This is a genomic window from Sorangium sp. So ce1153, from assembly GCF_051521595.1.
GTDB lineage: Bacteria > Myxococcota_A > Polyangia > Polyangiales > Polyangiaceae > Sorangium.
This window is the reverse complement of sequence record NZ_CP150361.1, coordinates 4,766,675-4,779,720: the sequence shown is the minus strand read 5'-3', so window position 1 is coordinate 4,779,720 and position 13,046 is coordinate 4,766,675. Positions and strand designations below refer to the sequence as shown.

Annotated in this window: 12 protein-coding genes; 3 read left to right on the top strand and 9 right to left on the bottom strand. The window is 71.6% G+C overall.

Annotated features, from left to right (window positions below; translation table 11 throughout):
• Positions 1-55: 55 nt before the first annotated feature.
• From WME85_RS17075 to WME85_RS17065, 3 genes are read right to left on the bottom strand one after another with little or no spacing between them, the layout of a single operon-like run.
• Complete coding sequence (locus WME85_RS17075; protein ID WP_437839595.1) at positions 56-979, bottom strand: hypothetical protein; 924 nt, start codon at positions 977-979, stop codon at positions 56-58.
• Positions 976-2,148 (bottom strand): PEGA domain-containing protein, encoded by a 1,173-nt coding sequence (locus tag WME85_RS17070; protein ID WP_437839593.1) that lies wholly within the window; start codon positions 2,146-2,148, stop codon positions 976-978. Before WME85_RS17070 ends, WME85_RS17075 begins: the two co-directional genes overlap by 4 nt.
• Complete coding sequence (locus tag WME85_RS17065; RefSeq protein ID WP_437839590.1) at positions 2,145-3,785, bottom strand: protein kinase domain-containing protein; 1,641 nt, start codon at positions 3,783-3,785, stop codon at positions 2,145-2,147. The genes WME85_RS17070 and WME85_RS17065 overlap by 4 nt, the downstream gene beginning before the upstream one ends.
• Positions 3,786-4,021: 236 nt before the next feature.
• Here WME85_RS17065 and hisB point away from each other — a divergent pair, with 236 nt between their 5' ends.
• On the top strand, positions 4,022-4,609 hold the full coding sequence (gene hisB / locus WME85_RS17060) for an imidazoleglycerol-phosphate dehydratase HisB (protein ID WP_436617466.1): 588 nt from the start codon (positions 4,022-4,024) through the stop codon (positions 4,607-4,609).
• A gap of 3 nt (positions 4,610-4,612) precedes the next feature.
• Positions 4,613-5,290: an imidazole glycerol phosphate synthase subunit HisH gene (gene hisH / locus WME85_RS17055; RefSeq protein WP_437839587.1), complete on the top strand. Its 678-nt coding sequence runs from the start codon at positions 4,613-4,615 to the stop codon at positions 5,288-5,290.
• An 88-nt stretch (positions 5,291-5,378) separates the two neighbouring features.
• Here hisH and WME85_RS17050 read toward each other — a convergent pair whose 3' ends face one another.
• On the bottom strand, positions 5,379-5,867 hold the full coding sequence (locus tag WME85_RS17050; protein ID WP_437839585.1) for a hypothetical protein: 489 nt from the start codon (positions 5,865-5,867) through the stop codon (positions 5,379-5,381).
• 426 nt (positions 5,868-6,293) lie between these two features.
• Positions 6,294-7,196 (bottom strand): sensor histidine kinase, encoded by a 903-nt coding sequence (locus WME85_RS17045; protein ID WP_437839582.1) that lies wholly within the window; start codon positions 7,194-7,196, stop codon positions 6,294-6,296.
• A 379-nt stretch (positions 7,197-7,575) separates the two neighbouring features.
• Between WME85_RS17045 and WME85_RS17040 the strand changes: the two genes are divergently transcribed.
• Positions 7,576-8,052: a pyridoxamine 5'-phosphate oxidase family protein gene (locus WME85_RS17040; RefSeq protein WP_437310387.1), complete on the top strand. Its 477-nt coding sequence runs from the start codon at positions 7,576-7,578 to the stop codon at positions 8,050-8,052.
• 117 nt (positions 8,053-8,169) lie between these two features.
• Here the strand turns inward: WME85_RS17040 and WME85_RS17035 are convergent, their stop codons facing one another.
• The 4 genes from WME85_RS17035 to WME85_RS17020 all read right to left on the bottom strand — a co-directional run bounded on the left by WME85_RS17035 (position 8,170) and on the right by WME85_RS17020 (position 12,538).
• Positions 8,170-9,072: an ATP-grasp domain-containing protein gene (locus WME85_RS17035; protein ID WP_437839578.1), complete on the bottom strand. Its 903-nt coding sequence runs from the start codon at positions 9,070-9,072 to the stop codon at positions 8,170-8,172.
• A 39-nt stretch (positions 9,073-9,111) separates the two neighbouring features.
• The gene (locus WME85_RS17030; RefSeq protein WP_437839576.1) at positions 9,112-10,533 is read right to left on the bottom strand and encodes an HAD family hydrolase; all 1,422 of its coding nucleotides are present in this window, start codon (positions 10,531-10,533) and stop codon (positions 9,112-9,114) included.
• Between the two features lie 212 nt (positions 10,534-10,745).
• The gene (locus tag WME85_RS17025; RefSeq protein ID WP_437839573.1) at positions 10,746-11,561 is read right to left on the bottom strand and encodes a Cof-type HAD-IIB family hydrolase; all 816 of its coding nucleotides are present in this window, start codon (positions 11,559-11,561) and stop codon (positions 10,746-10,748) included.
• A 92-nt stretch (positions 11,562-11,653) separates the two neighbouring features.
• Positions 11,654-12,538, bottom strand: a complete 885-nt coding sequence (locus WME85_RS17020) for a PP2C family protein-serine/threonine phosphatase (protein ID WP_437839571.1) — start codon at positions 12,536-12,538, stop codon at positions 11,654-11,656.
• Between the last annotated feature and the right edge of the window lie 508 nt (positions 12,539-13,046).

Sequence of the window (13,046 nt, the reverse complement as noted above, 5' to 3'; positions counted from 1 at the left end):
GGACGTCCCGATCTGGCGTCGCCGCGGGGCGCCGCGAGCGGCGGCGCCCCCTCGGTCAGGGCTCCTTCGACCCCGACGCCGACCACGGCCCGCACGTCGGCAGCCCCGCGGCCTTCTGGGGGCACGCCGCCGTCGCCGACGAGGTCACCACGGCCGCGATCCTGTCCGCCATCCGCCCGCACACCGCCAGCGGCAGCTGTATCCGCCCGTCTGCGCCGACCTGGAAGCCATCGGCGCTTCCGGCGTCGAGCGCCACAAGGCACCTGCTGTCCGGGTCATCGTCGTCGTCGCAGATGCCGTCGTGCGAGGTGGTCTCCAGCGCGACGTTCGTCGTGGCGTCGCCCTCGATGGTGCACGCCGCCGTGTCGACCTCCACCGGCTTCGCGTCCTTGAAGCAGGCCGTCACGTCGAAGCAGTCCCCGTCCCCTTCGCCCTTGCCGCCGCCGTAGACGTTGCCGGACCAGTAGTCCGGCAGCGCGCTCGCGTCGATCGTCTTGGGCACGCACGCCCCGGCGACGCAGGTCTGCCCTTCCTCGCAGAGCGTGCTCTCGACATCGCCGCTCCCCTCGCTGCTCCCCGAGTCGTCGCAGAGGAAGTTGAGCGGCAGGGTCAGCAGCGCGACGCGGTTCTTCGGGATCTTCGTGACCGCCTCGCGCAGGATGCGCACCGGGCCGAGCGCATCCTGGACGCGGGCGCTGACCTTGATCGTGATGGATTCGCCCCCGCCGCTCGCGGAGTAAAAGCCGATCGTCGCCGGCAAACGCGCGCCAGGCTCGGAGTCGCCGAGCCGCTCGTAGGCAGAGTCGAACTTGCCGGTTCCGCCCTCGAACACCTGGACCTGGAGGACGTCGAAGTCCTTCGGCAGGGAGAGATCCGTCGAGATGGCCAGGACGATCTCGTCGGGCGGAGAGCAGCCCCCGCACGCGAGCGCGGCGAGCGCGGCGAGCGCGGCGAGCGCGGTCAGGCGGCCGCGGCTCATCGGCCACCTCCGAAGGGGATCGCAAACGAGGCGCCGCCCCGCGCCGAAAGGGGGACCGAGCCGGGCGTCGTGTTGCCGGCGACCGGCGGTTCCGGCCCGAGGACCCCGAAGCCGACCAGGAGCGCGCCCGCGAGCACGGCCACGCCGCCGCCGATCCAGAGCCACGTCGCGACGTTGCTCTCCTTGGGCCTGGGCACCAGCGAGACCTGCACGCGGCGCGTCTGGTCGTCGAGGATCATGACCTCGGACTGGTGCGACTCCATGCCGGACGCCGTGACGCGGAGCGTGTGGCCGCCGCTCGCCACCGTGCCCTCCCAGGTGCCGCGACCCACGACGCGGCCGTCGAGGGAGATGACCGCTTCCGGCCCCGCCGCGACGATGAGCCGCCCCTCGTGGACCTCCTTCTCCAGCGTGGCCTTCACCGTGACCACGCCGCCGCCCGCCACCTGCTCGGTCACCTCGACGTCCTTGAAGCCCTTCTTGGTCACCCGGATCCTGCGGGCGCCGATGTCGAGCAGGACGGGCTCGCGCAGCGGGGTCTGGCCGACCTCCTGGCCGTCGACGAGGACCGTGGCGCCCGCCTCGCTCGCCTGGAGGTCGAGGCGGCTGACGTAGGCCTTGGTCGCCTCGATGAGGTCGGCGGCGTCCTTGCGGTCCTGCTCGGTGAGCTGCGGGCCGGCGTCGCGGAGGAGCTGCTCGATCGTCGCCAGGAGGCGCGTGTAGCGCTTCAGGTTCTTCTGGCAGAGGGCGATGTTCCAGAGCAGCCGCGGGTCGCGGGAGAGCTCGTAGGCGCGCTCGAACTTGATGATGGCGTTGCCGTAGTCGCCGTCGTTGAACAGGATCCGCGCCGCCTCGTACTCGGCCTTCGCTTCACCCGTGAGCGTCTCGGAAGGCGGCCGCTGGACTGCCGGCGCGCTCGCGGCAGGCGCCGCCGCGGCAGGCGCGGGCTGGGCGCCGGCGCGCGCGGGCTGCGGTGCGGCGGGCCCGGGCTGCGCAGCCGCGGGCGCGGGCTGGGCGCCGGCGCGCGCGGGCTGCGGTGCGGCGGGCCCGGGCTGCGCAGCCGCCGGGGCGGACCCCGCCAGCGCGGCGCCGCCGAGCGCGAGCGCGGCGCAGACACGGAAGCACCTGCGGCCCCGCGGCGGGAGCCGTTCGCTTCCAGGCCAACTCATTGGATCTTCCCTCTCTCGTTCAGTCTGTCGAATGCGCTCGGGTTGGCGGTCCCCTGCGACGCGGCGGTCGTGGTCGGCGCGGCCGCCGACGGCGACGCCGCCCCGGTCGACCGGGCCGAAGGTGCCGCAGAGGCCCTCGGCCGGGGCGTCGCCAGGACAGGCGCCGCGCTCGCCGATGCGGTCGCCGACGGCGCGGCGCTCACCGACGGGGCGGCGCTCGCCGGCGGCGCCGCGGTCGCCGCCGAGGCCAGCGCGGTGACCTCCGGGGCTACCGGGGGCGGCAGCGGCGCCGCGACGGGCGCGGGCGGCTCGGCGGAGGGGAGGGCGGCCGTGGCCGACGGGGCGACGGCCGGGTCCTCCGTGCCGCCGTGGAAGGTGACCACGCGCAGGACCCCGCCGAGCACCGCCGCGACGCCCACGCCGGCGAGCGCGAGCACCAGGCCGGTCCGCTTGCGACCGGGAGAATCGGAGCCGCCAGCCGCCCAGCCAGGCGCCGTGGCCGCCGGACCGGCCGTGTGACCGACCGCAGCGCCCGCCGTGTGGCCAGCGGACACGCCGGCCGTGCGGCCGCCCGCGGCGTCTGCCGGCGGCATGCTGCTCGGCCGCACCTGCGCCGTCGCCGCGGGGACGCTGCTCGCCCGCTCCTGCGCCGTCGGCCAGGGGGGAACGCTCATCCGCTCGCGCGCGGCGCTCGCCCGGTCGCGCCAGGCGACCGCGGGCACGAGCCCCAGCGTCCGCTCGATCCGCTCGAGCGACGCGAGCGCGAGCGGAGGGCCGAAGTCGACGATCGCGACCGCGAGCTCGGCGACGGACCGGAAGCGCTTCGCGACGTCCTTCTCGAGGCAGCGCAGGATCGCCGCCTCTAGGCCCGGCGGCAGGTCGCGCCGGAACGTGCTCGGCGACGGCGGCGCCTCGGTGTTGATCATCAGGATGAGCTCGGACAGCGAGGTCGCGTCGAACGGGACGCGCGCCGTGAGCAGCTGGTAGAGGATGGCGCCGAGCGACCAGATGTCCGCGCGCGTGTCGACCGTGCGCGCCGAGCGCATCTGCTCCGGGGCCATGTAGAGCGGCGAGCCGAGCACCATCGCCGTCTTCGTCAGCCCGAGCTCCGGCTCGCCGCCGGCCGCCGACGGCTCCGCGAGCGCCTTCGAGATGCCGAAGTCGAGCACCTTCACCATGCCGGAGCCGTCGGCCCCGCGTGCGAGGAACAGGTTCGCCGGCTTGAGATCGCGGTGGATGATCCCGGCCGCGTGCGCCTCGGCGATCGCCTCGCACGCCTCGAGCACGTAGCCCACGGCCTCCTCCAGCTCGAGGGGGCCGCGCTCGCGCAGCGTCTGCTGGAGGTCGCTCCCATCCAGGTACTCCATCACCATGAACGGCGCGCCGGTCTCCAGCGTCCCGACGTCGAGCACGCGCGCGACGTGCTCGCTCTTCAGGCGCACCGCCGCGCGCGCCTCGCGCACGAAGCGCTCCACCATCTCGGCGTTGGCGCCGGGATGGAGCAGCTTGATGGCGACCCGCTGGTGGAGCTGCTCGTGCAAGGCGGCGACGACGACGCCCATGCCCCCCTGCCCGAGGATGCGCTCGACCCGGTATTTCCCCGACAGAATTTGGCCTTCGGCAACCGGTGCGCTCACGGACGCTCCTGCGTTGGGGCGGCCTTCAGGCGCCACCATCGCCACGTTATCCCGGGGGCCACCTTATTCCATCCGGTGCTGGCATCCAAGACCTGCCGCCCGGGGGACCGGGAAGTGGGCCGGGCCGGTCGCCGGCGCGGACGGGCCGCCGTCGGAGCATCGCTCTGCGCGCTTTGCGCGCTCCCCCGCGCGCTGCGCGCTCCCCATCGCCGCCCGGGGCGACTACCCTACGCGCCATGCCCCGCATCGCCAACGTCGAGCGCAAGACGCGCGAGACCGACATCCGCATCGAGATCGATCTCGACGGCCAGGGCCGCTCGTCGATCAAGACGCCGCTCCCCTTCCTCACGCACATGCTCGATCAGATCGCCCGCCACGGCCTGTTCGACCTCACCATCCACGCCGAGGGAGACGTCGAGATCGACGGCCACCACACGACCGAGGACTGCGGCATCACCCTGGGGACGGCCGTGCAGAAGGCGCTCGGCGACAAGGCGGGGATCGCGCGTTACGGCGAGGCGACGCTCCCCATGGACGAGGCGATGGCGCAGTGCGCGCTCGACCTCTCCGGCAGGCCGTACTTCGTCTGGCGCGTGCCGCTGCCCAAGGCGAAGCTCGGCACGTGGGACGTCGAGCTCGCCCCCGTGTTCTTCGAGGGCTTCGCGCGCGGCGTGGGCGCGAACCTCCACGTCCGCCTCATCGAGGGGGACAACCTGCACCACATCGTCGAGATCTGCTTCAAGTCCTTCGCCAAGGCGCTGATGAAGGCGACCCGGATCGAGCCGCGCGTCGCCGGCATCCCGTCCACCAAGGGGAGCCTCTGAGCCATGCAAGCGATCGCGCTCGTCGACTTCGGGATGGGTAACCTGCGCTCCGTGGAGCGGGCGCTCCTCCAGGCCGCCGGGGACGCCGGCGCGCCCTGCGCCGTGACGCGCACGGGCGATCCGGACGTCATCGCGCGGGCGGACAAGGTCGTGGTGCCAGGCCAGGGCGCGTTCCGCGACTGCGCGGCCGCGCTGGCGAACGGCCTCGGCGAGGTGCTGCGCGAGCAGATCCGGAAGGGCACGCCGTACCTCGGCATCTGCCTCGGCATGCAGGCGCTCCTCGACGCGAGCGAGGAGGCCGAGGGCGCGCGAGGGCTCGGCGTGTTCCCGGGCGTCGTCAAGCGCCTCACCCCGGAGCTGGGCGCGCCCGACGCGAGCGCGCCGGTCGGCGTGCCCTGGGCCGGGATCAAGATCCCTCACATGGGGTGGAACCGCGTCGCGATCACCCGCGAGGTGCGCGGTCCGCTGCGCGCGTTCGCGGGCGAGGACCCGTTCGTCTACTTCGTCCACAGCTACCACGCCGTGCCGGACGACCCGGCGCTCGTCGCAGCCACGACGCAGCACGGCTCGCACCGGATCACCGCGGCGCTCGAGCGGGACAACGTGACCGCGACGCAGTTCCACCCCGAGAAGAGCCAGGACGCCGGCCTGCGCCTGCTCGTCCGGTTCCTCGACGGCTGAGCCGAGCGCTGGTCCTGCGCGTCAGAACTCCCGACGTGAATTCCGCCGTTTCATCCGCGCGGTCCGCGCCCGGTCGAGCAGCGGGAGCTCAGTGGTTACCGAAGGGCCTGCTGAACCAGACGTTCGCGATCGAGCCGAGCCGCTCGGCGACGAGCGCCGCCGTCGCCGTGTCTCCCGGCAGCACGAAGACACGGAAGCCGGCGATCGAGGCATCGGGCGCCCATGCGTGCAACGCCGAGGCGACCGCCGGCTCTTTCCTGAGCGCATGGAGCGCTTGCTGCGCGAGCTCCCTCTGCTTCCGCGTGTGACAGCCGGGACGCAGCTCGACCGGGACGCGCCTTGAACCCGGAATCTGGGCCTGAATCGATGCCCAGTCCTGAAAGTCCGGCTCGAAGACGACGACGATCGACCGTCGCTTCCGCTCGGGCACGACCCCGATGAACGACGGGTGCTTCGAGAGCAGATCGTGCAGCGGTTGGTAGTCGGTCACGCGGAGCTCTGGCCATGCCATCTCGCCGACAGGGCTCGTGCCGCCGGGGGCCTGGACCTCCGGCTCGCAGTACGGCTGCAGGTTCACGCCGACCGCGTGACCCTCCGTGATCTTGTGCTGCGCGCGCTGGATCGTCTCGAGGGTGACCGGGCTGAAGGCCGCTCGATCGGCGACGGGAGGGACATCGCTCGATGATGGAAGCTCCCGCTCTGGATGATCTCGAGCGCTCGCCTGAGCTCGCCGCCGCTCCTGCAGCTCGGCTGCACCACCAGCGGCGCGGTGGGCTCCAGCCGCTGCAGTCTCTCTGCCACTGACGTGAGCTCGGCGCGCAGCGGCCTTTGCACCGGCGTTCCGCCCGCTGACCGAACCTCGCTCGTCTCCGGTCCTCGTTCCTTCGCATTCTCTCGCGCTCTGCCCTGCTCCGGGACAGGCCAGTTCTGCCCGCGCGAGGCGGCCACGAAGCGATGCAGAAATCCGGCCATCCCTGGCCGGACTTCTGTCGAGCGGAAGTGATCACTGGTGATGGCGCTGCGGGCGGTGGTGCGCGGGCCTGACGTGCGCGAGCTTGAGGTGCGCCGCGGCGCCGCGCGGCTCGGGCGCGCGCGGGCAAAGGCGCCGTGAAGGGAGCGCGCGCCCCCTGCGCGCCGCGCGATCGCGCTCCGCCGGCCGCGGCCCGAGGGGGAGGTCGACGATGAACGCCGCGCCGCGCCCGAGCTCGCTCTCCACGCGGATCGCGCCGCCGTGCGCGCGCGCCGCGGCGCGCGCGATGTACAGGCCGAGCCCCAGGCCGCCGAAGCGCTCCACCGGGACCGCGCGCTCGAAGCGCGCGAAGATCCGCTCCTGGTCCTCGCGCGCGATCCCCATGCCGTGATCGCGCACGATGAGCCGCGCCCACAGGCGCGTCGCGCGCACCTCGACCGTGATCGGCTTGTCCTCGCCGAAGGTGATCGCGTTCTTGATCAGGTGGAACGCCATGCGCTCGATCTGGGACCGATCCCACCGCCCGACGACCGCGCCCTCGGCCGCGACCGCGATGGCGCAGCGCGCTGACGGCCGGTGCGCGACGGCGGCCGCGACCACCTCGCGGACGAGCACGGCGAGGTCGACCCGCTCGCGAGCCGGGTCGCGCTGGAGCGGCTCGGCGCGCCGCGCCTGGAACATGTCGTCGCACAGCCTGGCGAGCCGGCCGAGCTGACGGTCGAAGACAGCCAGCATCGCCGCCGCCCACGTCGGGGTCTTGTCGGGCTCCTGCTCGCTCATTCGCTTCGTCAGCTGGAGCTGCAAGAGGAGCGAGGTGAGCGGCGTCCTGATCTCGTGCGCGGCGAGCACGAGAAAGTCCTCCCGCAGCCGGGCGATGTCGTCCCCGACCGGGGCGGCGGGGACGTGATCATCGAGTTTGTCGCAGAGCGCGGTCATGGCAGAGCCTGCTGGGGGGGAGTTGACGTGTGCTTCCGCATGTTCGGCAAAGCATGACGCGTGCCGTCGATGGGCGTTCGCCGATTGCAACTTCCCGCGGCAGGAGAGGCCCACGTCTGCCGAGCGGACGCGCGTCAAGACGTCGCTTTCTCGCCTCCTCCTGCCCCCCCGGCTGCGCAAATTCCTGCTGTCAGCGGGGTTCCGGGCAGCGACGCCTCGGGCGGCACCGGAGCGCCAGAGGGGCGCGGCGCAGCCCGGTCCGGGTCCACCCTTGCTTGCAGGTCAGGTCCCGTGGAGCAGCTTCTTGCTCATGCAACACCAGAGCGGAGAGCAACACCAGGGCGGAGGACCAGGAGCCAGGGCTGAGGCCCGCGGGTCCATGAGCGAGCTGCACGCGATGCTCCGGGAGTTCGACACTGCCATGCTCGTGACGGTCACCCCCGAGGGGCTGATGCGCGGGCGGCCGATGGAGATCCAGGAGCCGGCCGAGGTGATGGACTGCGATCTCTGGTTCGTGACGCGCGAGGAGACGCCGAAGACGGGCGAGATCGCCCGCGAGCAACAGGTCGCGGTCTGCTGCTACAGGCCGCGGGATCGGGCGTACATCTCGATCTCGGCGCGCGCGGTGATCGACAGGAACGAGGAGAAGATCCGGAGTCTCTGGAAGCCCTCGTGGAAGGCGTGGCTGCCGGACGGCCCGGACCACCCCAACGCGGCCATCCTGAAGCTGAGCGTCGAGCGCGCCGAGTACTGGGAGCCCGAGGGCGGGCGGCTCCGGATCCTGTACGAGAAGGCCAAGGCGCTCGTTCAGGGGAAGCCGGCGGACGAGAAGCTGAATCCGCCGAAGCACATCTGAGCGCCGCGCTGCCGCCGCGGCTCGGCCGCCCGCGCCGGGTGCTCGCCAGACGCCCGTGGCGGCCCGGCGGGCACCCCGGCGCCTCGCGAGGGCCGGCTCGGGCGCGCCGGCGCGCGCTCACCCGGAGCGCAGCGCGGACAGGATCGCCTTCGCGAACCGCGCCACGACGCCGGCGGGCGCGTGCTCGAAGAAGAAGTAGGGCTCGATGAGCTCGAGCTCCATGAGGTGGAGCTCGCCGTCACGGAGAAAGCCGTCTACCCGCCCGTAGACCGGCGCGATCGGGGCCGCGGCGAGCGCTCTCCTGGCGGAGGCGACGAGCCCGGCAGGCGGCTCCTTGCCCTCGATGGACGCGCCCCAGATGTTCTGTGATCGGTAGTCCCCTTCCCTCGGCTTCTTCAGCACCACGTGTGTCGGCTCGCCCGCGACGAAGAGCACCGACCACTCGCCGGAGCGCGGAACCTCGTCGAAGAACGGCTGCGCGAGCAGCCCCGAGCGCCCGAGGATGTCGCGCGCCAGGGCCTCGATCTCCGGCGCGCGATCGAGATCCGCCGAGAGCGTCTTCCAGGCTCCGCCGGAGATCGACGGCTTGATCACGGACCGGCGCCACCCTTCGTCCCTGAGCCGATGGACGACAGCCCGCGCGTCGCTGCCGGCGGGGAAGAACACGAACGGCGCCACGCGCACGCCCGCGTCCCGCAGATCGACAAGATAGGTCTTGTCGTGGTTCCACTTGACGAGCCTGGCGTCGTTGATCGTCCGGACTCCCTGGGCGGTGAGGCGATCCAGCCACGACACGAAGCGTCGAGGCTCGTGGAAGTAGTCCCAGGCGAGCTTGGGGACCACGGCGTCGAACGCCGACCAGTCGACGGAGGGGTCGTGGAAGGTGCGCGCGGAGAGCTCGACCCCGAGCTCTGCGAACGCTGCCCGGAGCACGACCGCCTCGTCGACCTCCGCCGCGGCCGCGCTGAGCTCCGCGTGATTCTGAGCGACAATGAGGGCAACCTTGTTCATCGACGTCATGCAGGACCAGCCTCTCCGATGGTCGACGGCGCGGGAACCTCAGTAAACGTTATCAGCCTGGTCGGGGATGACCGCGCCAGCCTCGTCGAGGCACGGGCCGGCGACGCCGTCCGCGTCCACGCAGGCGGTGGTCGAGCAGGGGTAACCGGAAGCGAGGTGGCCCCTGGGCTGGATGAACATCGGATTGACCAGCCAGGTGCCGGCGTGATTCCGGTACGCGTTGCACATCAGCTCTTTCTTGTTGCGGTTGATCGCGAGCCTGAGGCCGGTGGCGTCCTGGAGAAAGCTGACGTCGGTGTCCGAGTCGCCGGCCCCGAAGACCTGACGCTTCAGCGCGTCCGGGTTCTTCTCGATCGCGCCCGGGCCCGCGTCGCCGAAGATCACCTTGTTGATCCAGCAGCGCTTTCCTTCGATGTAGGTGATCAGGCTGTTCCCGGTGGACTCGCCGGCGCCGTCGTTGGTGCCGTCGGGGACCGGGCCGCACCCCTGCAGATCGTACGTCAGAGCGCCGCTCTCGGTCGTCACCTGCCGGATGCCGATGACACGGTCCGCGTCGACGTTCACCATGGCCGCGAACGGCTCGACGACGGACTGCGGAGAGGCCGACACCACCCACACGTCGAACCCGTTCTTCTGCAGCGTGTCGATGAGGTCCCGGACGGGATCGTAGATCCGGAGCCAGGCGGTCAGCCCCGTCCGCGTCCCCACCGTCTGTACCGAGCCCTCTGCTGCCGCCAAGCTCTCCTCGATCGCCGAGGCGGCGAAGGCCGATACCTCGTCCGGCGAGCGACCCGCCCCGAGCTGCGCGAACCAGGCGTACCCAGGCTCGAGGGTGCGGTGGTTGTATCCGGCGAAGGCGGCCTCGCCGCCGCTTGTCTCACCGTCGACGTAGACGCTCAGGATCTCGTCGGCGCAGGCGTCCGCCGTGCTCGTGGGCAGCGGCTCGCCAGGATCCGCGGCGGCGCCGCACGCCTCGCCCAGCGCCGAGACCGCGGCGGCCGTGAGGTAGGGGCTCGTGCGCGCCCAGTTACCGTCCGGCGGCTGGAGGATCTTGTCATGCAGGAGCATCCAGAACATCGTTGCATCTCCAACGTCGTTCTTGATGACGGTATTGTCCCAGTCGAACACGGCGACCGGCTTCCTGTCGGTGTCGTAACCTGGGCTCGAAGCGCCGTGCTCGTCGATCATGGCATCGAGCCGCTGCCGGTTGTCGCCGTACCACTCGAGCGTCGAATCGAGGTCGGGCAACGCCTCGCCACCACCGCTGCCGCCGCTGCCGCCGCTTCCAGCGGTCGACGCGGCGTCGCCGCCCGTGCCCGTCGTGACAGCGGATGTCGTCGCGGAGCTGGTGGTCAGCCCCACCGGCGCCGTGGCCTCGTCGTCGCCGCAATGCAGCAGCAGCAGCGAGAGCGGCGCCACGAGCAGCGTGGCGATGTGAACCCTCAGCGCCTGTCCAAGCATGGAACGATCTCCTCCTGAGCCTCAGGAGATACGCTACCAGAAGAGGAGCTCCAGCGTCGCGTGGCCCCGATCACAAGAAGCGAAGTAGACCGGCCTGCTCCATCGGCGTGCAGCACGTCGCCGGCGGTAGCCCCGGGCGCGCTCCGGAAGAGCGCACATCGTGCGCTGGAGCGCCCGGATGAGGCGAGAGCCGGGTGCAGGCGCCGGCCGGTTCAGCGCGGCAGCGCGGCGCCGAAGAGGTGGCCGAGCGCGCCGGTGAGCGAGTCGTCGTCGTTGCTGCCGACGACCAGCTCGGCGAGCTGCCTGAGCGATCGTGGGCTGTGCCCCATCGCGATCGGAAGACCGCAGGCCGCCAGCATGGGAATGTCGTTCTCGCCGTCGCCGGCCGCGACCATCTCGCGCGCGGAGATCCCGCGGCTTGCGGCGATGAACGCGAGGGCGCGCCCCTTGTCCGTCTCGCTGCGCGTGACCTCGATGTAGTTGCGCTTCGAGCGCGCGACCGCGACGCCGGCGTCGAGCGCCGCGAGCTCCTGCGCGAGCCAGGCGCCGTCGCCGCGCTCCTCGTCCGTTATCAGCAGGATCTTGTCGGTGACGGGGCGGCTCGCGAACCCGACGTCGACCGACGGCGAGAAGCCGATGATCTCGGCCTCGATACGGACACGCGGGTCGACAGCTTGAACGATCCAGTCGAAGCCCGCGTAGAGGTTCAGACTGACACGCTCGTCCCGCGCGTAGCGCGCCAGGATGTGCTCGACGGCCGACGCCGGCAGCGGCGAGCGGTCGAGTATCCTGCCGTCGGAGCCGATGACGAGGGCGCCGTTCAGCGCCGCCCACGGGCCGTCCAGGCTCAGGCTGCGGGCGAACTCCTCCACGGAGCGGGGAGGCCGCGAGCTGATCAGCGTCAGCAGGATGCCCTGCCCGGCCAACGTCGAGCACAGCGACCGCATCTCGGGAGAGATCGAATGATCGGACCGCAGCAGGGTCCCATCCAGATCGAAGGCAACGCCGCGAAACGTTCGTGAGGTCACGCTCTCCCTCCTGTAGTACCGCCCGCAATGAGAACGGCTGTGCCCAGGCGCGCGACGCGCCCCGAGGCACCGCGCCCCCCCTTGGGGACAGCTCAGATCTTCCTGGGCGGCTCGAACTCGGTGATGGTGTGGAGGGTCTGGTCGACCTTCTCGCCCCGCCGGGGCGGCGTGAGGCCGTCGCCGTGGACCTCGGCGACGATGGCGGTGATGTTGTCCTCCCCGCCAAGACCGTTGGCGAGCGCGACGAGCCGCTGGCACGCGGCCTCGATCGAGGGGGCCTGCTCGATCGCGGTGAGCATCTCGTCGGCCGACAGCTTGTTCGACAGGCCGTCGGAGCACAGCAGCAGGCGGTCGCCGCGCCGCAGGTCGAGCCGCGCGACGCTGGCCTTGACCTCGGGGTCGAGGCCCATCGCCTGCAAGAGCATGCTCCTCATCGGGTGCCGCTCCGCCTCCTCGGGCTGGATCATGCCAGCGTCGATGAGCGCTTGCACGAAGCTCTGGTCGTGCGTGATCTGGAGGATCTGCCCGTTGCGAATCAGGTAGGCGCGCGAGTCGCCCACCTCGGCGACGTGCGCCTCCGTCCCGTGCACGCAGATCGCGGTGAGCGTCGCGCCCATGCCATGACGGCCCGGCTGCTGCGAGGCTTGCCACACCTCGCGGTTCGCTCGCTCCACGGCGCGGATGGTGGCCTCGTCCCAGTTGCCGCGCGCAGTGGACATGGCCCGCCGCAGCGCCTCGACCACGAGGGCGCTCGCGACCTCACCTGCGGCCGCGCCGCCCATGCCGTCGGAGACGGCGAGCAGGACGGGATAGGAGGCTTCGAAGGCGACCGCCTGGGCGGGCGGCGCGGTCTTGGCGACCGACGAGAGATGCGCGATGAGGAGCTTATCCTCGTTGTTTTTACGAACGCGCCCGACGTCGGTAACACCGCAGGCCCTCACCGTGATGTCCTCAGCTCGCTGTACCGTCGATGTCATGTGTTCTCTCCTGTTTCCTTGCTTGTACACCCGAACCCGTCGTTCCCACTGGCCAGCAGGCAACTGAGCGTCGATACGTGCTCGGGGAAAGAGGATCGAGCGCCCGGCTCCCTCCCCAGGAAGGAGCGAGAGCTCCCCGCGGATGGTTCCGTCGCAGGGTGGCAGGCTCGTGTGTCGGAGCCTCGTGGAATTCCTGATGCAGATAAGGCGAGAGCGCAGAAACTGTTGCGTAGATCGCAATCACGCGCCACGGGGAGCGTTCGGTGTGCCCTGAGCGCGTCGCAGATCTCCGCCATCGCTACGTCGTCTGGTGCGGCGGCGGGATACGTCAAGGAGGGTCGCGCGACCTGACCAGCGGCGGCGACGGATTGACCCGGATTCGGTCGCGGGAGGTGGCCCAGCCCCCGGCTGGCCAGCCCGGGGGTGCTCCGGGCTGGCCTGACGGATGGTCGGGCAACCACGGTCGGACGTGGTCACTGGATTGGCGCTGCTCGGGGAACCACCGTCG